The sequence below is a fragment of the Streptomyces mirabilis genome (genome assembly GCF_018310535.1).
Lineage (GTDB): Bacteria > Actinomycetota > Actinomycetes > Streptomycetales > Streptomycetaceae > Streptomyces.
This window is the reverse complement of record NZ_CP074102.1, coordinates 1,521,540-1,539,998: the sequence shown is the minus strand read 5'-3', so window position 1 is coordinate 1,539,998 and position 18,459 is coordinate 1,521,540. Positions and strand designations below refer to the sequence as shown.

Here is an 18,459-nt window from a genome sequence, read left to right as displayed (position 1 = left end):
AAGAACCCCCGGGAGCCTCTAGCCCAGGGACTTGTCCACCGCGGCCAAGGGGACCGCGTACAGCACGCGCTCCGGTGTCGCGTCGGGGTCCGCGCCGGTGAGGGTCCACAGTTCGCCGGTCTCCTGCCAGTAGGACAGGGAGGCGGTGTGCTGGCCCCAGCAGGCGTAGGACTGGTCCCCGGTGCACTGCACCGCCTCGGCGGTGTGCCCGCTCTGGCGCCACAGCATGCCGTGCCGGCCACCGCTGGCAGGGGTGTGGCCGACATACCAGTCGGCCCTGCGCGCCCCGGCCGGCGTGTACGAGAGGACGCCCGAGAGCCCGGTGGCCTTGGTCGTGTAGGCCTCGCGCGCGTCGACCCGCCCCAGGGAGTCGCTGCCGAGCAACCCCGCCCGGCCGGCGACGGTGCTGTACGAGTACCGCCAGATCCGGGTCCGCTCCGTGCCGTCGGCCGGTGCCGCCTCGGTGGCGACCAGGCTGTCCGGCGTCGAGGTGCGGTCCAGCGAGAGGGAACCGAAACAGGGGTTCGCCCGGGCCTCGCCCGAGCCGCACGTGCCGCCCGCCGGGCTGTACGAGCCGACGGCCGGCAGCACGTACTGGTAGCCGTGCGCGGAGTAGCCGCCGCGTACCTTGCCGATCGCCCCGCTGTTCACGCCCGCCTTCAGGAGGTGGTGCAGGTCGAAGACGAGCAGGGAGTCGTCCTGCCCCGCGCCGTTCTGCGCGGTGACGATCAGCTTGCCCTGGTACCAGACCATGCCGCCCATCCGGGAGCGGACCGCGCCGAAGTCCCTGCCGCCGTCGCGCGGCGCGACCAGCAGCACCCAGCGGTACCTGAGCGCCGCCGGGTCGCTCGCGTCGATGAAGGCGACCCGGGCCAGGCCCCGGTCCGTGGCGGAGGCGCCCGCGGCCCGGTCGTCGTGGTTCCAGCCCGCCAGGATGACCCGCTGGTCGCCCCACCGGCCGTCGTCGTCGGCGTCACCCGAGGTGGTGACGGAGGCGGGCGCCCACTGCGGGGTCTCCGCGTCGTCCGAGGCCCAGCAGTACGCGCGGGTGGCGACCGGTTCCAGCGGCAGCGCGGCCCGCTCGGTCCCGGAGCAGTCGGCCTCGTCGCGCATCGTGTGGTCGGCACTCGCCAGCACGCCGGAGACCTCGACGTTCCCGCCCATGTTCCGGCTGAGCGTGCTGAGGGTGTCCCCGGCGACCAGGTTCTCGTGCAGCCGGAGCCTGCTGGTCTCGGAGGCCGAGGTGAGCGGGGTCAGCGCGCCCGGACTGTTGCTGCCGGTGGCCTGGGAGGTGCTGATCAGCGTGGCGGCCGCGGTGAGCGCGAGGGCGGTTCCGGCCAGGGTGGCGCGCAGCGCCTGTCCCCTTCGCCTACGACGGTGCCTGCCGCGGTGCTTCATGCGTCCTCCCGAGGTAGGCCAACTGCCCCTCATGATCAGAACGTTGACGGAGAGACGGGTGGGGTGGCCTGTGGAGGGATGCTACGTCAGAGAGCCACGTGCCTGGTCAAGGACCCCGGAAGACGGTCCCGAAATACGCTCCTTGCCTCTCGCAGGGGGCATATTCGGCCGGTCGGGTGACGCGTCGGGCCCCGGTGCGGTACAAGGGGGCCCGGGTTTCCGCGCCCCGCGCACCGCCGGCGCCGTCGAGTGGGGGAGCAGGTCCCGGGGGTCCTCCGGGAGTACCAACTCGACCTCCGCGGCCTCGCAGAAACGATACGGCCGGTGTTCCAGAAAAGCCCCGAGATACCGCCGTACGCGCGACATCTCGGCCCGCACCGTCACCGTACGACCGGGGTCGTCGAACAGGTCGTCGGCGAGCCCGGAGGCGCTGCGCCCGGCGGGTCGGACGGCCAGCAGGTACAGCAACTCGGCATGGCGGGGGCTCAGTTCGTGGCACCAGGAGCCCGCTTCGGACGAGACGGTCACCGAGGGGCGGCGCGGGTGCGCCAGGTCCAGGACGATCCGCGCGGCCCGCCGAGGCCCCGGCTCGTCGGCGGCCCGCAGCAGCCAACCGCCGGGCAGCGGTTCCACCACGCACAGCCCGAGCGTCGGCAGCCAACTCCGCCCGGGGACGAGCGCTTTGGGCAGCGCGAGCCGTCCGGTGTACGGCATCCCGGTGACCGCGGCCGTCCAGCCGTCCTGGTCCACGGCGAGGGCGCGCCCGCCGAGCCGGGCGAGCACCGGCGCCGCCACCGCGCGCAGCCCCTCCAGCGAGGTCAGGTGCAGCTCGCGCAGCCGCGCCTCGGCGAGTTTGGCCACCGCGCCGACCAGGGCGAGCGTCGCCGGGTGCAGGGTGTCCAGCGGCCCGCTCACGTCCACGACGCCGATCAGACTGCCGTCGCGCGGGTCGGTGATCGGGGCGCCGGTGCAGGTCCACGAGTGGTGGGTGCGCACGAAGTGCTCGGCGGAGAAGACCTGCACGGGGCGCCGGGCGACCAGCGGGGTGCCCACACCGTTCGTACCGACGACGCCCTCGCGCCAGTCCGCCCCGAGTTCGAAGCCGAACCCGTCGGCCTTGCGCAGCACGGACGCGCTGCCCTCCCGCCACAGCACCCGGCCCTCCGCGTCCGCGACCACCATGATGTGGTGCGCGACGTCCGCGACCGTGAGCAGGCCCTCGCGCAGCACCGGCAGGACGTGCCGCAGCGGTGAGGTCTGGCGCCGCCGCTCGACCTCGTCGCGGACCAGCAGCCCGGCCCGGAAGTCGTGGTCGGGGTCGACTCCGCTGCGCAGCATGCGCTCCCAGGACTGCTCGATCACCGGGCGTGGCGCGAGGCGGGCGGGGTGTCCGGAGAGTGTGGCGTCGCGCACCTCGCGCAGGACACGGGCCGCCTGGGTGGCGTCCAGGGCGGCGAGCCGCGTCACGTCGATCGGTGAGTGCGCCACGGAATCCTCCCCATCCTCCCCGGACGGACGGGCCGACGGACCGACGGGTTCGGGGCACCTGTGGCCCACCACTGCCCGGCCCTTTTCGGCCACGGTCACCCGGGCCCGTACTGACTGCTGTTCTCATAGTGCCGCTCGGCGCCGACGGAGGGACACAGTCCGGCCACAGAGGCCGGAAAAGTTGCAACCCCCTGCAACCCTGGCGAACAGCCGTACGGGGTCGGAAACTTGAGCAACGCCGCCCGTGCGGCGTTCGCGCTCCTCACAACGGGGCCAGAGAGCGGGGGTGGTGCCGTGTCGGCGCAGCACCACCCCCGCGCCCGGTGCGGAGACCGGCTCAGGAACAGCTCAGGAAGCTGCTCAGCAAACTACTCAGGAAACCGGTCGGGCCCGTTCCACCACCGTGGCCAGATCGAGACTGTGCGGCAGGGTGCCGAAGGCCGAGCCCCAGTCGCCGCCCAGCCGTGAGGCGCAGAACGCGTCGGCGACCTCCGGGGGCGCGTACTGGACGAGCAGCGACCCCTGCAGCACCAGCGCGACTCGCTCCGCGAGCCTGCGCCCGCGCCCCTCGATACCGTCCAGGTCGGCGAGTTCGCCCAGCAGGTTCTTGATCGCGCCGTCGAGCCGGTGGTCGGCGCCTCGGGCCCGGCCCACCTCCTGCAGGAACGCGTTCAGCGCCTGCGGCTCCCGCTGGAGCGCGCGCAGCAGGTCGAGGGCCTGCACATTGCCCGCGCCCTCCCAGATGGAGTTGAGCGGCGACTCGCGCAGCAGCCTCGGCATGCCGGACTCCTCGACGTACCCGTTGCCGCCGAGGCACTCCAGCGCCTCCACCGCCACCGAGGTGCAGCGCTTGGTCACCCAGTACTTGGCGGCCGGCACCGCGAGCCGCAGGAACGCCCGCTCGTCCTCGCCGCCGTTGTCGTAAGCGGCCGCGAGACGCATCGCCAGTGTCGTCGCCGCCTCCGACTCCAGCGCCAGGTCCGCCAGCACGTTGCGCATCAGCGGCTTGTCGATCAACTTGCCGCCGAAGGCCTCCCGGTAGGTGCAGTGGTGCACGGCCTGCGCCACGGCCTGCCGCATGATCGCCGCGGCGCCGAGCACACAGTCCAGCCGGGTCACCGCGACCATCTCGATGATGGTGCGCACCCCGCGTCCCTCGTCCCCGACCCGGCGTGCCCAGGTCCCGTCGAACTCGACCTCGCTCGACGCGTTCGACTTGTTGCCGAGCTTGTCCTTGAGCCGCTGGATGCGGAACACGTTGCGGTTCCCGTCCTCCAGCACCCGAGGCACCAGAAAACAGGTGAGGCCGCCCGGGGCCTGCGCGAGCACCAGGAACCCGTCCGACATCGGCGCCGAACAGAACCATTTGTGCCCCGTCAGCTCATACGTGCCGTCCTCGGCGAGCGGCCGTGCCTCGGTCCTGTTCGCCCGTACGTCACTGCCGCCCTGCTTCTCCGTCATGCCCATCCCGAAGAGCACACCGGCCTTCTGGGAGGCGGGCCGCAGCCCCTGGTCGTAGACGGTGGACGTGAGCAGCGGCTCCCAGAGGGCGGCGAGCGCCGGGTCGGTGCGCAGGGCGGGCACCGCCGCGTGGGTCATCGACAGCGGGCAGCCGTGGCCCGCCTCGGCCTGCGACCACACGACGAAGCCGGCCGCGCGCCTGAGGTGACCGCCGGGACGGCTCCAGGCCGCCGTCAGCCCCGCCGAGACCCCCTTGCCGAGCAGTCGGTGCCAGGCGGGATGGAAATCGACCTCGTCGACGCGGTTGCCGTAGCGGTCGTGGGTGCGCAGCTTCGGTGGGTTCTCGTTGGCCAGCACCCCCCACTCCTGCACCTGCGCGGAGCCCGTCGTGCGCCCGAGCAGCGACAGCTCCTCGCGTGCCTCGTCGAGAAGCCCTGGATCAAGATGCCGGTCGACCGCCTCCACGAGGGCCCGGTCTGCGGCAAAGACGTCATATCCGACCAGGGGCGGAGCCTGGTTGGTCACGGTGTGGGTGCTGGCTGCCATACGGATACGGTAAGGACGTGCACCAGGCAAAAGAAACACCTGAACGGCCTCCCGTGGGCCGCTTTCACCGCGCTCGCGCGCTGTACAGGAACGTGTCGAAGCGCAGGACCGCCTGGCTGCTGCTCAAGGACACCGTCAACTCCTGCATGGAGTACCGGATCCTGGGGCTGGCGGCCGAGGCCGCCTTCTTCACACTCCTGTCCGTGCCGCCCCTGCTGCTGAGCCTCATCGGACTGCTCGGCTACGTCGACGACTGGACCGGCGCGCACTCGATCGCGAGCCTGGAGTCCAACATCCTGGAGGCCTCCCGCACGGTCCTGACCGACAAGGGCGTCCACCAGATCGCCGAACCGATCCTTCACGACGTGATGAAGGGCGGCCGGCCCGACATCATCTCCATCGGTTTCCTCTTCGCCCTGTGGTCGGGCTCACGCGCGGTGAACGTCTTCGTCGACACCATCACCGTGATGTACGGCCTCGACGGCACCCGCGGGATCGTGGCGACCCGCGTGATGTCGTTCCTGCTGTTCATCGTGGCGCTGCTGATCGGCTCGATCGCGCTGCCGCTGATGGTCGCGGGCCCGGACGCGGTGGTGCAGATCGTGCCGTGGTCGGCGACGCTCGTGCAGGTGTTGTACTGGCCTGTCGTCATCGTGCTCTCGGTCGTCTTCCTGACCACGCTGTACCACGTGTCAGTGCCCGTCCGCTCACCCTGGGTGGAGGACGTGCCCGGCGCACTGGTCGCCCTCGCCATGTGGGTCTTGGGCAGCTTCCTGCTCCGTATCTATCTGACCAGCACGGTCGAGGGCCCGACGATCTACGGCTCACTCGCCGCTCCCGTGGCCGTCCTCCTGTGGATCGGTGTGTCCGCGTTCGCCGTCCTCGTCGGCGCCGCGGTCAACGCAGCCATCGACCGGGTCTGGCCGGCCGCCGCCACGGCCGCGGCCCGCGCCGCGAACGAGCGTCTGCGTCAGGAGCAGGCCGCCGAGTACGTCGCCCGCGCCGCCGCCCACCGCGCTGCCGACCCCGACCCCGACGATCCGGACATGCCCTCCGAGTTCCCGGAACGCTGGTCCCGCTTCCTCCCCCCGGAGGACGTGACCTCCCGCCTCCGCACCCACGTGAAGAGCCCCCACCACCCCCGCAAGCACGACGACGACCACTGCGCGGACGAGTAGCAGCCGGTGGGGAGCGGGCGCCGGATGCGGGGGCGCAGCCCCCGCCCGAGGGGCGCGGGGAACTGCGCGCTCAACCCCCACCACCCGCACCCGAAGTACGCACCCCGGAGTTCCGCCCGAACCTACCCCTTCCAGACACCCGCCCCCGCCGCCTCCCGAGCGAACGCAGTGAAATCGCGCGGCTCCCGCCCCAGGACCTCCCGCACACCCCCCGAAAGGTAGGAGTTGCGCCCGTCGAGCAGGCTCTCGAAGAGCTCGACGAGGAACTCGACCTCCTCCGCCGGCACCCCGAACCCGGCGAGCCGATCGCCGTACTGGCGCGCCGTCACCGGGAGATATGTCAGCTCACCCCCCGTCGCCGCCGCGATCTCCCCCACCGCCTCCCGAAAACTCAGCAGCCGGGGCCCCGAGACGGCGAGCTCCTGCCCGGCATACCGGTCGCCCCCTGTGAGCACGGCCACCACGACGTCCGCGATGTCCCGGACATCGATGAACGGCTCCCGCACCTCACCGGCGGGAAACACCAGCTCCCCGCGGAGCAGCCCCTCCACCAACGGCCCCTCGCTGAAGTTCTGCGCGAACCACGCGGCCCGAACGACCGTCCAGTCGGCGCCCGACGCCCTCAGCGCCTCCTCGGCCGGCCGCGCCCGCTCCTCACCCCGGGAGGACAGCAGCACCAGCCGCCGCACCCCCAGCCCGACCGCCTCCCGTGCCAGACCCCCGACCACCTCGGCCGCGTAGGGCGAGCCGACGTCCGCGGGGTGGACGAGATACGCCGCGTCGGCACCCCGAAGGGCGTCCGCCCACGTCGACCGGTCCGTCCAGTCGAACCCCGCCGCGCGGGACGCGGCCCGCACACGCAGCCCCGCCGTCCGCGCGGCCTCGGCCACCCGCCGCCCGGTACGCCCCGTGGCGCCCGTGACCAGCACCGTCATGTCCCGTACGTGCTCTTCGCGTGCCCTGTTCTGCGTCATACCGCCAGTGAATCGCCGCCCGCGCAGGACTCCCATCGCCGAGGAACTCATTCCCATAAGCGGACGTCTACGTCCCTTCCCCCCAGACGTCTACGCTGACGCCATGGACGCACTCGCCGGCCTGCTGGAGGGCCCCCGGGCACGTGGCGCCTTCATGATCCGTGCGTGCTTCGACCCGCCCTGGTGCGTACGCGTCGAGGACCGCGCCCCTCTCACGATCATGCTCGTGGTGCGCGGCGAGGCCTGCGTCGTGCCGGACGCGGGGGAGCGCGTGTTCCTGCGGGCCGGTGACCTCGCGATCGCCCGCGGCCCGGACCCGTACACCTGCGCGGACGACCCGGGGACCCCGCCCCAGGCGGTGATCCTGCCGGGCGGCGAGTGCACCCACCCCGACGGGCGGTCCCTGAAGGGCCAGTGGGACCTGGACGTCCGCACCTGGGGCGACCGGCTCGACGGCTCCACGGTGCTGCTGATCGGGACGTACATGATGCGGGGCGAGATCAACGGCAGACTGCTCGACGCCCTGCCGCCGCTGCTCTCCCTCACCCAGGACGTGTGGGACTGTCCGCTCACCGCGATCCTCACCGAGGAGATCGTCCGCGACGAGCCGGGCCAGGAAGTGGTCCTGGACCGGCTCCTCGACCTCCTCATGATCGCCGCGCTGCGCGCCTGGTTCTCCCGCCCGGAGGCCGCCGCCCCCGCCTGGTACCGGGCGCTCGCGGACCCCGTCGTCGGCCGGGTGCTGCGGCTCGTCCAGGACGACCCGGCACACCCCTGGACCGTGGCGACGCTCGCCGCGAAGGCCGGGGTGTCCAGGGCCGCGCTGGCCCGCCGCTTCAGCGAACTCGTGGGCGAGCCCCCGATGGCGTACCTCACCGGCTGGCGCCTCGCCCTCGCCGCCGACCGGCTGCGCGAAACGGACGACACCCTTGAGGCGATCGCCCGTCACGTCGGCTACGGCAGCGCGTTCGCCCTGTCCAGCGCCTTCAAACGGGTGTACGGGGTCAGCCCGCAGGAGCACCGGACGCGGGCGGCGTAGCCTGACGTACGTGTACGTGGAGCGGGCTTCCCGGTTGGCGGGCGCCGTCGTGTGGTCCCGTGGAACGTCCGGTTCCACGGTGGGGGCCGTGCTTCCCGACGGCTGCATGGACCTGCTCTGGCACGAGGGGCGACTGCTCGTCGCCGGGCCCGACACCCAGGCGTACGTTCCCGGGGACGCGGCCGGGCACTGGGCGGGCGTCCGTTTCTACCCCGGCACGGGGCCGACGTTTCTCGGCGTAGCCGCCCACGAACTCCGCGACCTGCGCGTCGACCTGGCGGACCTGTGGCCCGCTTCGGAGGTCCGGCGCCGCACCGCGCGGGTCGCCGCGGCCGCCGACCCGGTCACCGCGCTGGAGCAGGTGGCGCTGGACCGGGCGGCTGCCACCGATCCTCCCGACCCGCTGCTGCGGGAGGTCGTGACGGCCCTGGACGCGGGCCGGTCGATCGCGGCGACGGCCGACGGACTCGGCCTGAGCGCACGTCAGTTGCACCGCCGCTCGCTGACCGCCTTCGGCTACGGCCCCAAGACCCTCGCCCGCGTCCTGCGCCTGCAGCGGGCGCTCGCCCTCGCGCGCACCGGGGTCCCCTTCGCGGAGACGGCGGCCCGCTCCGGCTTCGCCGACCAGGCCCATCTGGCCCGGGACGTAAGGGAGTTGGCGGGCATGCCGCTGGGGGAACTACTCGCGCGCGGGTAGCGGCGCGAACAGATCGACGCCATTGCCGTCCGGGTCGTGCACGACCGCGTATCGCATCCCCCAGAACGCGTCCCACGGTTTGAGCTCGCCGTGGTACCCGGCGCCGACCAGGTCCTCGTAGACGGAGTCGACCTCCGCCGGGCCCGCGCAGCCGAAGGCGAGCGACATCCGGCCGCCCCCGTCGGCCGGCGGTCGCCACCCCGCGTGGAACGAACGGATCGTCTCCTCGGTGTCGATCGCCAGCCGGGACCCACCGGGCAGTTCGGCCTCGACGTGCGGCTGGTCCTCGGCGCCCTCGGGGAAGACGAGGCCGAGGCGGCGGTAGAAGGCGAGCGTGGCGGCCATGTCGGAGGCGACCAGGCCGATCACGGCGAATCGTGGAGTCATGGGGACACCGTAGGCAGGGGGCGGGAAGCGGGTCTTGAACGAATCGGACAGAGTCCCTCCGGGGCGCATCGACCGGAACCGACCTCACCGGGCCGACCGTGCCCGTGATCCATCCGCCGCACAACCCGCAGCGGGCCGGAGTGCGGATGTGGCCGGCACATGACGGGACCGGTGGTCGTCATGGCGTTCGCGGCAGCGGCCTTCCTCGCGGTGGGCGTGTTCATCGCCGAGGCGGGGGCCGGGACCGGGGCGGACTCGTCGGCGTCGGTTGCCGTGCCGAGCCGGGCCGAACTCGACGCACGTGTACGCGCGTTGCAGGTCGCACCGGAACTCGTCGACTGGCCGTACTACGGCGAACTCCTCGGCGCGCGCTTCGACCGGCACCCTGAGTACCAGCCGGGCAAGGCCGTCGTCGAGGATCGCGGACATCCGGCGACCGGACACCTGCCACCCGTCTGGGAGTTCACCGACGAGTGGTACGACTTCCGGACCAGCCCGCGCGGTGCGGTCCGCGTCCTCGCCTCCGCCGACGAATCCTCCTACGAGGGCGGCGGCATGGGCCGGGACCATCCCCTCGTGTGGTGCCGGGAAAAGGGCGCGGGCCGGGTCTTCTACACCGCGCTCGGGCATGCCTCGGAGGCGTTCGAGGACCCGGACTTCCGTGCGCATCTGCTCGGCGGCATCAGCTGGGCCGCCAACCGCTGAGAGCGGAGGTCTACTGCCGGGCCATGTGCATACGCATCTCGCTGTCCGCGTCGGTGATGAGCTCTCCCGACAGGTCGATGGTCACGGTGTGGAGCGTGCCGGTGAACCGGAAAGGGGGCCGGTAGTCGCCCGTGACCGGCTGGCCGGGGTTGGCGCCGCAGGTCAGACCGCCGGGGTTGAACATGACGGGGGTGGTCACCGGGAAGTCGGCCTCGCCGACGAGGCGGCGGTCGACGTAGAGCTGGGCACGCCCCGGCGCGCCCTTGCCGGCGGCGATGTCGGGCTTGCCGGACGGCTCGAACTCGAAGCGCAGTTCATGACGGCCCGCGGGCACCGGGTCCGTGGAGGACACGGTGTAGAGGTTCCGGGAGACGTAGTTGTGGACGTACGTCAGCTTGCCGTCCTTGATGTAGAAGCTCCAGCCGCCGGCCATCGACCCTTGGCTCATCAGTACGCCTTCGGCGCCGTCGGCGGGGATCTCCGCGTCGGCGGTGATGCTGTGCGGACGGTTGAGCACCCGAGGAGCGACGGAGGACGGCAGGGTTTCGGTGCCGGGCCGGAAGGTGTAGCTGGTGCGCCCCTTGGTGATCTGCGGGCGTTCCACGGACATCCGCGCGAGGGTGCTCCCGTCGATCGGCAGCACACCGTATTTGCCGGCTTCCACGTACCACAGGGAAACCATCTCGATGGCCTTGGCACGGTGGTCCGCGGCGACGTCATGGGTCTCCGTGAAGTCCTCGTCGATGTGGTAGAGCTCCCACGAGTCGGCGTCCAGTTCGGAGAGTTTCTCGTTGCTGATGGGCGTGCCGAACGGCTGGCTGGCCTCGGTGAAGGAGGGGCCCGGCCAGGGGCACACGGCGCGCCAGCCGTCGTGGTCGATGGCGCGGTGTCCGAGCATCTCGAAGTACTGGGTGCGGTGGCGCGTCGGCGCGGCCGCGTCGTCGAAGGTGTGGGCGAAGCTGACGCCGTGCAGGGGTGACTGGGTGACGCCCTTGATGGTGTCGGGCGGCTCGAACCCGAGGATGTCGAGCACAGTGGGGACCATGTCCACGAGGTGTGCGTACTGGGTACGCACCTCTCCGCGGGCCTTGATGCCACGCGGCCAGTGGACGAGGAACGGGTCACTGACGCCGCCGCGGTAGGTCTCCCGCTTCCAGCGCCGGAACGGGGTGTCGCCTGCCCAGGTCCAGCCCCAGGGGTAGTGGTTGAACGTGGTCGGGCCACCGAGTTCGTCGATCGCCCGGAGGCTGTCCTCGATCGGTTCGGGCGCGTTGTTGAAGAACTGCGCCTCGTTGGTGGTCCCCGCGACCCCGCCCTCCGGGCTGGCCCCGTTGTCGGAGACCACCATGATCAGGGTGTTGTCGAGTTCGGCGGTGTCCCGGAGGAACTCCAGCAGCCGCCCTATCTGATGGTCGGTGTGGGAGAGGAATCCGGCGTAGACCTCCATCATGCGCGCGGCGAGGCGCCGGGCGTCAGGGGACAGGGAGTCCCAGTCCGGGACGTCCGGGTCGTGGCGTGAGAGCACGGCGTCGGGCGGTGCGACGCCCAGCCGCTTCTGGTTGGCGAACGTCACCTCACGGTAGGCGTCCCAGCCCTCGTCGAACTGCCCCCGGTAGCGATCCGCCCACTCCCGCGGGACGTGGTGCGGTGCGTGGGTGGGGTGGCGCCGGTGCAGAAGTGCAGGAAGAACGGTTTGTCGGGGGCGACCTGTTTGGCGTCGGAGATGAAGATCATCGCCTTGTCCGCCAGGTCCGCGCTGAGGTGGTAGCCCTGCTCCGGCGAGGCGGGGGGATCAACCTGGTGGTTGTCATACACCAGCTCCGGATACCACTGGTTGGTGTCGCCGCCGAGGAATCCGTAGAAGCGCTCGAATCCGCGACCGAGCGGCCAGCGGTCGTAAGGGCCGGCGGGAGACTCCTGCTCCGAGGGCATCAGATGCCACTTGCCGAGCATGTACGTGTTGTATCCGTGCTGCAGCAGCATCTCGGACAGGAACCCGTTCTCGAGCGGGATGTTGCCGTTGTAGCCCGGGTACCCGGTGGCCATCTCGGTGACCGCCGCCATGCCGTTGGCGTGGTGGTTGCGGCCGGTGATGATGCACGAACGCGACGGCGAGCACAGTGCCGTGGTGTGCATGTTGTTGTAGAGCAGTCCGCCGGCGGCCAGCCCGTCGAGGCTGGGCGTCTGCATCGGGCTGCCGTAGCAGCCGAGTTGCCCGTAGCCCGTGTCGTCGAGCACGATCGTCAGCACGTTGGGTGATCCCGGCACCGCTCTCGCCGGCTCGGGCCATGCAGGACTCGACGTATCCGCGGTCCGCCCGATCACTCCGGGGAACGCACTTCCTGGCTTGTACTCGTCTATCGGCATGGTGCCTGTCCTCCTTCCCGCCGAATCGCTGAGCGGTTCGGCAGGCGCACCCGTACCCGGCGGAGCGGCACGCTTGTACGGGACCGCGTCGACGACTTCCGGCACATGGGGTTGGCCGTATGCGGGCTGTTCCGCGACATGCATGTGCTCAAATAAAGTCGCGGATCACGGACCAGAATTCCGTCGTGTGAAATCGCGGGGGCATGCGTTTTCCGGTCATGTGCGACGGAATCGAGCGCGGTCCGGCTGCCCGCCCGCAGCGCATACCTCACGGTATTCATGCTAGATCGTCGGCGGGGCGGCTGCCACCGGTGCGGCCGGGAGTGAAACCGGTGTGTCCAACGAGCGGACCCAGCAGGCGTGTTCGCTGCGCACAGCGGACCCCGCTCGGTCATCGCGGCCCTCGTCCTGATCCCGGGATCTCCCGCATGCGCAGCCCGCACCGGAGAGGGCGCAATGGTGTTCATGGCTCGGCATTGGTATCCGCTCGCCGAGAGCGGAGACGCATTTCTGAATTCCGCGCCCTTCCGCTATGCGCACTCCGTGGAGACCACGGCCTCCGCCGAGCGTATCTGGGAGGCACTGACCGGCGAAGCACTGGTCCGCTGGGTGCCCGTGTTCACCGGTCTGCGCTGGGATTCGTCGCGTCCGTTCGGGGTCGGGACGGTACGTGAAGTCACGCTGCTGGGAGTGTTCACCGCCCGTGAGCGGTTTCTTCCGCTGGGACGAAGGACACAGCGCTGTATCTTCGGGGTCGTCGAGGCATCCCTTCCCGGCCTCCGGCGCGGGGCGGAGGACTGGATCGTCGAGCCCACGCCCGCCGGCTCGCGTCTCACCTGGACGATGGCCATCGAGGTGCGCCCGCTGATGACCCCGTTGGCGTGGGACGGTGGCCCGGTCATCGGACTCGTACAACGCCGCACCCTGCGCGTCATCCGCGTCCACGTCAGCGACTGACGCCGGACCCCCGGCCCCGCGATCACCGGAGCAGTGGTGTGTGACCCGCCTCGCTCTGTGACCGCGGACATGGAGACGGGTGAGGTCACCAACATACGATATGCGCGATATGCCACTCCGTGTGACGTAGGGTTCGGGAGGTCGAGATGGTGCCACTGGCTTCTTCGGACGACGCGCGCGTGCGCGCGGTGAGCGAGGCGCTGAGCCCGTACGCGTGGCGAAGGTTCACCCCGGAAATGCTCAGCCGTCGCGCGCTCGCCGCGATCGACGGACGCGGAGTGGCCGACGTGGTGCCAGTGGCCCGTCATGACGAGCGGATCGGAGCGCTCGTCGCGTTTCTCGCCGGATGCCGGTGGCGCTCACTGACGGCCGGCGCCTTGAGTCGCCGGCTCGTGACCGCCTTGGACACGTGGCGCCACGAAAGTCATTGGTTCGAGATCGAGTTGCGCTGGCTGCTGGACGGTGGCGACTGAGTCGCGACTCGCAGCCGCCCCGCTCGGCGGCGACGGCTGCCGCCCGTGCCGGAATCCGGTGCGTCCGCACGTCCGCGATGCGCCTCATGAGCGGGGGAGGTCAAGGGGTCGTTGAGTTCGCCCTCGGCCGACGGCCGGTACCGGCCCCGTACTCGCCCGTTCCACCAGACGCGTCGACAACTCCGTACGGGTGCCCTCGGGTTGCTCGCCCGCCATCATCCGCACGAGCAGGCGCAGTGCCGTCGCGGCCATCTCGGAGAGCGGCTGGCGCACGGTGGTGAGGGCCGGGGTGGCCCAGCGCGACTCGGGAAGGTCGTCGAAACCGACCACGCTGATGTCGTCCGGGACGTTCAACTTCCGCTCAGTCAGGGCCTGGTAGGCGCCGAGCGCCATCTTGTCGGAGCAGACGAAGACGGCGGTGGGCGGTTCGGGGAGGTCGAGGAGCTCCAGCATGCGGTGGTGGGCGCCGGTCTCGTCGAAGTTGCCATAGCGGATGTACGCGGGGCGATACCGCAGGCCGGCCGAGGCGAGGGCCGAGCGGTAGCCGGCGACCCGGGCGCTGCCGCACATCTTGCGGCGGTAGCCGCCGATGACGGCGATGCGCTCATGGCCCAGGGACAGCAGGTGCTCCGTCGCCAGCAGGCCGCCCTGCCAGTTCGCCGCGCCCACCGACACGACGCCCGGCGGCGGTTCGTGGACCGGATCGATCATCACGAACGGGATGCGGCGCTGGTCGAGCCAGGCGTACTGCGACGGCGTCAGCTCGGCCAGGTTGAACAACACCCCTGACGAACCGCGGGTGGTGAGCTTGTCCAGCCAGCCCGGTTCGGGGCGCCCGTCCCTCGTCCGGGTCAGCCCCGCCGAGACCACCACCTCCAGGCCCGCGTCGTGCGCCGCCCCCTCCACACCGTGCAGCACCGCACCCGACCAGGAGCTGTCCAGCGAGTGCACCACGAGGTCGACCAGGCCGGGTGCCTTCGACGTCTCGAAGCGGGGTCTGCGCACATAGCCGAGGCGGTCGAGGGCCTCGGTAACCCGGCGGCGGGTCTCCGGGGCCACGTCCTCCCGGCCGTTGACGACCTTCGACGCCGTGGGCACGGACACCCCGGCCTCGCGGGCGACGACCGCCAAGGTGGGTCCGGCCGTCGTGCTCCCGCTCCCGGTACGGGCCATCGAGAAACCGCCTCTCCGGCCCGCCCGAGGGCCATCCGAAAGTTTCGCGTCGCGCTGCTCGCGCAAAGGGAACCAAGCGACGCATGGTAAGCGCTTCCTACATTAAGCCCGCCTCCATGGGGGCGTGAAGAGTCCGGTATTCGCAGGATCACGCTGATCAAAACTTTCGAAACATCGAACGCCGGCTGGAGGTCACCCGAGCGTGCACATGAGCCGGAAGCCGCTGAAGTCGGCGGTGAAGGCGGCATCGACGAGGTCATGGGCGCGGATGCCGGCGAACGCGCCGGTGAAACGCAGCCGGGATCCGTAGTCGTCGGACAGGCGGCTGAAGTCGAGCGGCGGTCCGATCGGGGTGCGCACCCCGTCCCGAAGGAACCAGAACTGCGCGTCGGCGCCGTCGATGTGCACGCCCAGGGTGACCGGGGTTCCCGCGTCGACGTCGACCGGCGTGGCCACCTGCCGGGGACCCTCGAGATCCCGTTCCTGGAGGCTGAGCACGGTGCGGCCGATGCCCTGCCACTGCTGGCCGCGCTGTGGCTCGCCCGCGGGCTCGGCCCAGGTGAGGTCGAGCGTGAGACAGGACTCTGTGTTGTACCAGAGCACCAGGCCGGCGGCCTGGGTGAAGGTGCGGGGAGAGGCCTCGACGGTGACCTCGGCCTCCACCCGGTGCTCGGTGATGCGCTGGGCGAGCAGGCTCTGGGACCACAGTGACTCGGGGCCCTGACGGCCGCGCAGCCGGATCCAGCCGGGGCGGCCGGTGGTGTCGGCCCAGGAAGGATCCGCGTACTCGCGCAGCGTGCTCCACGGCCAGGACAAGGTGGGGACCTCGGTGGCGGGCGGCGACGGCCGGGTGCCGGGACGGGCGGGTACGTCGACCTCGACCGCGGGGTGCCAGCCCCCCTGGCGCAGGCGGGGCCAGCCGTCGGCGTTCCAGGTCACGGCCTGGATCGCGGTCTCACGGCCGAGAGTGCAACGCGGGCCGTCCGCGGTCCGCAGCGGACGGGCCGCCAGATGGCTCAGGAACCACTCGCCCTCCGGCGTCTCGACCAGCTCCGCGTGCCCGGCCTTCTGCAACGGCACTTCAGGATCGTCCCGCGTCGTCAGCAAGGGCAGGCTGTCGAGCTCGTACGGCCCGGTGAGGGCACGGCTGCGGGCCATCAGGACCCCGTGCTCGAATCCCGTGCCGCCCTCCGCGAGTACGAGGTAGTACCAGCCCTCCCGCCTCAGCAGCTTGGGGCCCTCGATGAGCCGGTCGTGCTGGAGCAGCAGATGCGTCTCGCCGACCGGGGTGAGCGTGTCGCGGTCGAACTCGGTCAGGACGATCCCGGCGAAGCGCTGCCCCCCGGGACGGTGGTCGCTCTGCATGTTGAGCAGCCACAGGCGTCCCTCGTGGTGGAAGAGGGCCGGGTCGAAGCCGTGGCTCGCGACCCGGCGCGGAGCTGTCCACTTCCCGTCCACTTCGGTGGCGGTGGTGACGTAGGTGTCCAGGTCGAAGTAGGCGGTGCCAACCGAGCGCACGATCGAGTAGACCATCCAGAACCGTTCGCCGTCCCAGCTCAGCGACGGCGCCCAGATGCCGCCCGAGTCGGGAACCCCGGCCAGGGAGTCCCCCGGGACCGCGCCCCGCACATGCCCCGCGTACTCCCAGTGCGCCAGGTCCCGGGACCGGTGGATGGGGAGGGTGGGGAACCACTCGAACGAGCTGGTGGCCACGTAGTACCACTCGCCGACCCTGACCAGCGAGGGGTCCGGGGCGAAGCCACGGATGACGGGGTTGCGCGCCACGGTCCGGGGCTCGGTCATTTGAGGGCTCCCAGGGTGACGCCGGACCGCCAGTAGCGGCGCATCGCGGTCATCATGATCGCCATCGGTACGATGGACAGCAGTGCGCCGGTCAGGACGAGGCTCGTCAGGTCGACGCCGGACTCCAGCCGCTTGCCGGTCCAGTTGTACAGGCCGATGTTGAGGGTCCAGTTGTCCTCGCCGCGCAGCACGGTCAGCGGGAGGAAGAACGCGTTCCAGGTGTTCACGAAGGCGAGCAGGAACACGGTGGCGCCGCCCGTCGTCATCATTCGCAGAACGATGCTGAAGAAGATCCGCAGCTCCCCGGCGCCGTCCAGGCGGGCCGCCTCGAGGAGTTCGAAGGGGATCGTGGCCTCGGTGTAGACCTTGGCCAGGTACACGCTGAACGGGTTGATCAGACAGGGGATGAGCATCGCCCACGGGGTGTCGACCAGCCCGATCTTCGAGAACAGCAGGTACAGCGGGAGGGTGAGCAGGGCGAGCGGGATCAGGAAGGAGCCCACGACGCAGGCGAACACCACATTGCGCCCGGGGAACTCGAACCGGGCCAGGCCGTATCCGGTGGCGAGGGCGATGAGGGTGCCGCCGAGGGAGCCGACTCCCGCGTACAGGAAGGAGTTGGCGGTCCAGCGCAGGAAGATGCCGTCCTCGTAGGTGAACAGCTGGTGCAGGTTGTCCCATAGGTGCATGCCGGAGAACCACAGGCCGTTGCTCTGGTACAGCCCGGTGCGGTCCTTGGTGGCAGCGACGATCAGCCACCACACCGGGAAGAGGCTGTAGGCGCTGGCCAGGATCAGACCGACCAGCAGGAAGCGCTGGCCGCCCCGCCCGCGGGAGGCGCCGTCGGGGCGGGTGAGCCGCCGGACGGGACGGGCGGGGGGCCGCTCGGTGCTGTCTTCGCTCCGAGGCTCCGTCAGCATCATCAGTCGACCTCCTTCGAAGTGAACCGGTAGAAGAGGAAGGAGGCGACGCCGAGGATGAGAGCGAGTAGCACCGACAGGGCCGCGGCGTAGTGGTAGTTGCCGGCGTTGAACGCCTGGTTGTAGATGATCATGATCGGGGTGAAGCTGTCGTCGACCGTCTGCGGCGTGACGTTCCTGAACAGCGCGGGCTCGTTGAAGATCTGCAGCATCTGGATGATGGACAGCAGGCCGGTCAGCACCAGGGCTCCGCGCACGTACGGGATCTTGATGCTCCGCGCTATGCGCACCTCGGAGGCGCCGTCCAGGCGCGCGGCCTCGAATAGGTCGCGGGGCACACCCTGGAGCGCCGAGTAGATGATGACCATGTTGTAGCCGATGCCGTGCCAGGTGAGCAGGTTGCCGATGGACGGCCAGACCATCGAGGGCGCGAAGAAGTTCCAGTGGAACCCGAAGAAATCGCCCAGCGATGTCAGCGGGCCCACAGCGGGGCTGTAGAGGTTGATCCACACGATGGCGGCGACCACCCCGGGGATCATGTACGGGACCAGCAGCAGGATCCGGAACCTGCCGGCCGCCCGTGCGGTGAGCGTGTCCAGCAGGAGGGCGAGCAGCAGGCTGACGGCGAGCATCACCGGGATTTGGACACAAGCGAACAGGAACACCCGCAGTACGGAGTTCATGAACGTCGAATCGGTAAGGCCGTGCTGGTAGTTGTCCAGTCCGACGAACTTCTCCGTCGCGCCGCCGAGGCCGAGTCCGGACTGCTGTTCCAGGAACAGGGACTGGTAGACGGCGTAGCCGATCGGGACGAGGTACAGGAAGACGAAGCCGAGCTGGAAGGGCACCGTGAAGGCGGCACCCTTCCAGCGCTGGGAGCGGATCATGCGGGG

Annotated in this window: 17 protein-coding genes; 6 read left to right on the top strand and 11 right to left on the bottom strand. The window is 70.8% G+C overall.

What is annotated here, in order from left to right; genetic code table 11:
- Positions 1 to 18: 18 nt before the first annotated feature.
- The 3 genes from SMIR_RS06875 to SMIR_RS06865 all read right to left on the bottom strand — a co-directional run bounded on the left by SMIR_RS06875 (position 19) and on the right by SMIR_RS06865 (position 4,893).
- Entirely contained in the window at positions 19 to 1,398 is a 1,380-nt protein-coding gene (locus SMIR_RS06875; protein ID WP_168496799.1) for a hypothetical protein, read from the bottom strand.
- An 81-nt stretch (positions 1,399 to 1,479) separates the two neighbouring features.
- A complete protein-coding gene (locus tag SMIR_RS06870) occupies positions 1,480 to 2,886 on the bottom strand; it encodes a GAF domain-containing protein (RefSeq protein WP_212726756.1) in 1,407 nt (468 codons plus the stop codon).
- A 372-nt stretch (positions 2,887 to 3,258) separates the two neighbouring features.
- A complete protein-coding gene (locus tag SMIR_RS06865) occupies positions 3,259 to 4,893 on the bottom strand; it encodes an acyl-CoA dehydrogenase family protein (RefSeq protein ID WP_168496803.1) in 1,635 nt (544 codons plus the stop codon).
- Between the two features lie 17 nt (positions 4,894 to 4,910).
- Between SMIR_RS06865 and SMIR_RS06860 the strand changes: the two genes are divergently transcribed.
- Entirely contained in the window at positions 4,911 to 6,071 is a 1,161-nt protein-coding gene (locus SMIR_RS06860) for a YihY/virulence factor BrkB family protein (protein ID WP_168496805.1), read from the top strand.
- A 122-nt stretch (positions 6,072 to 6,193) separates the two neighbouring features.
- Here SMIR_RS06860 and SMIR_RS06855 read toward each other — a convergent pair whose 3' ends face one another.
- The gene (locus SMIR_RS06855) at positions 6,194 to 7,045 is read right to left on the bottom strand and encodes an NAD(P)H-binding protein (protein ID WP_211118839.1); all 852 of its coding nucleotides are present in this window, start codon (positions 7,043 to 7,045) and stop codon (positions 6,194 to 6,196) included.
- A gap of 103 nt (positions 7,046 to 7,148) precedes the next feature.
- On the opposite strand from SMIR_RS06855, the gene SMIR_RS06850 reads away from it, so the two are divergent.
- On the top strand, positions 7,149 to 8,084 hold the full coding sequence (locus SMIR_RS06850; RefSeq protein WP_168496807.1) for an AraC family transcriptional regulator: 936 nt from the start codon (positions 7,149 to 7,151) through the stop codon (positions 8,082 to 8,084).
- A 10-nt stretch (positions 8,085 to 8,094) separates the two neighbouring features.
- On the top strand, positions 8,095 to 8,781 hold the full coding sequence (locus SMIR_RS06845; protein ID WP_168496809.1) for a helix-turn-helix transcriptional regulator: 687 nt from the start codon (positions 8,095 to 8,097) through the stop codon (positions 8,779 to 8,781).
- Here the strand turns inward: SMIR_RS06845 and SMIR_RS06840 are convergent.
- Complete coding sequence (locus SMIR_RS06840; RefSeq protein WP_168496811.1) at positions 8,764 to 9,168, bottom strand: VOC family protein; 405 nt, start codon at positions 9,166 to 9,168, stop codon at positions 8,764 to 8,766. The genes SMIR_RS06845 and SMIR_RS06840 overlap by 18 nt on opposite strands.
- A gap of 159 nt (positions 9,169 to 9,327) precedes the next feature.
- Here SMIR_RS06840 and SMIR_RS06835 point away from each other — a divergent pair, with 159 nt between their 5' ends.
- Positions 9,328 to 9,873, top strand: coding sequence for a ThuA domain-containing protein (locus SMIR_RS06835; protein ID WP_248003180.1), 546 nt, complete (start codon positions 9,328 to 9,330; stop codon positions 9,871 to 9,873).
- 10 nt (positions 9,874 to 9,883) lie between these two features.
- On the opposite strand, the gene SMIR_RS06830 is transcribed toward SMIR_RS06835, so the two are convergent.
- The gene (locus tag SMIR_RS06830; RefSeq protein WP_283959584.1) at positions 9,884 to 11,548 is read right to left on the bottom strand and encodes a sulfatase-like hydrolase/transferase; all 1,665 of its coding nucleotides are present in this window, start codon (positions 11,546 to 11,548) and stop codon (positions 9,884 to 9,886) included.
- Positions 11,443 to 12,123, bottom strand: a complete 681-nt coding sequence (locus tag SMIR_RS44275) for a sulfatase-like hydrolase/transferase (RefSeq protein ID WP_283959553.1) — start codon at positions 12,121 to 12,123, stop codon at positions 11,443 to 11,445. Before SMIR_RS44275 ends, SMIR_RS06830 begins: the two co-directional genes overlap by 106 nt.
- 582 nt (positions 12,124 to 12,705) lie before the next feature.
- On the opposite strand from SMIR_RS44275, the gene SMIR_RS06825 reads away from it, so the two are divergent.
- Together SMIR_RS06825 and SMIR_RS06820 are read left to right on the top strand one after the other, a co-directional pair.
- Complete coding sequence (locus SMIR_RS06825; protein WP_212726755.1) at positions 12,706 to 13,197, top strand: SRPBCC family protein; 492 nt, start codon at positions 12,706 to 12,708, stop codon at positions 13,195 to 13,197.
- Between the two features lie 146 nt (positions 13,198 to 13,343).
- Positions 13,344 to 13,670: a hypothetical protein gene (locus SMIR_RS06820; RefSeq protein ID WP_168496817.1), complete on the top strand. Its 327-nt coding sequence runs from the start codon at positions 13,344 to 13,346 to the stop codon at positions 13,668 to 13,670.
- A gap of 84 nt (positions 13,671 to 13,754) precedes the next feature.
- On the opposite strand, the gene SMIR_RS06815 is transcribed toward SMIR_RS06820, so the two are convergent.
- From SMIR_RS06815 to SMIR_RS06800, 4 genes are all read right to left on the bottom strand, one after another.
- Positions 13,755 to 14,843 carry a LacI family DNA-binding transcriptional regulator gene (locus tag SMIR_RS06815; protein ID WP_212726754.1) on the bottom strand — a complete coding sequence of 363 codons (1,089 nt, stop codon included), beginning with the start codon at positions 14,841 to 14,843 and terminating at the stop codon, positions 13,755 to 13,757.
- A 192-nt stretch (positions 14,844 to 15,035) separates the two neighbouring features.
- Positions 15,036 to 16,646: a glycoside hydrolase family 43 protein gene (locus SMIR_RS06810; RefSeq protein ID WP_168496821.1), complete on the bottom strand. Its 1,611-nt coding sequence runs from the start codon at positions 16,644 to 16,646 to the stop codon at positions 15,036 to 15,038.
- On the bottom strand, positions 16,643 to 17,569 hold the full coding sequence (locus tag SMIR_RS06805; RefSeq protein WP_168496823.1) for a carbohydrate ABC transporter permease: 927 nt from the start codon (positions 17,567 to 17,569) through the stop codon (positions 16,643 to 16,645). The genes SMIR_RS06810 and SMIR_RS06805 overlap by 4 nt, the downstream gene beginning before the upstream one ends.
- Positions 17,569 to 18,453, bottom strand: coding sequence for a carbohydrate ABC transporter permease (locus SMIR_RS06800; RefSeq protein ID WP_168496826.1), 885 nt, complete (start codon positions 18,451 to 18,453; stop codon positions 17,569 to 17,571). Before SMIR_RS06800 ends, SMIR_RS06805 begins: the two co-directional genes overlap by 1 nt.
- Positions 18,454 to 18,459 lie beyond the last annotated feature (6 nt).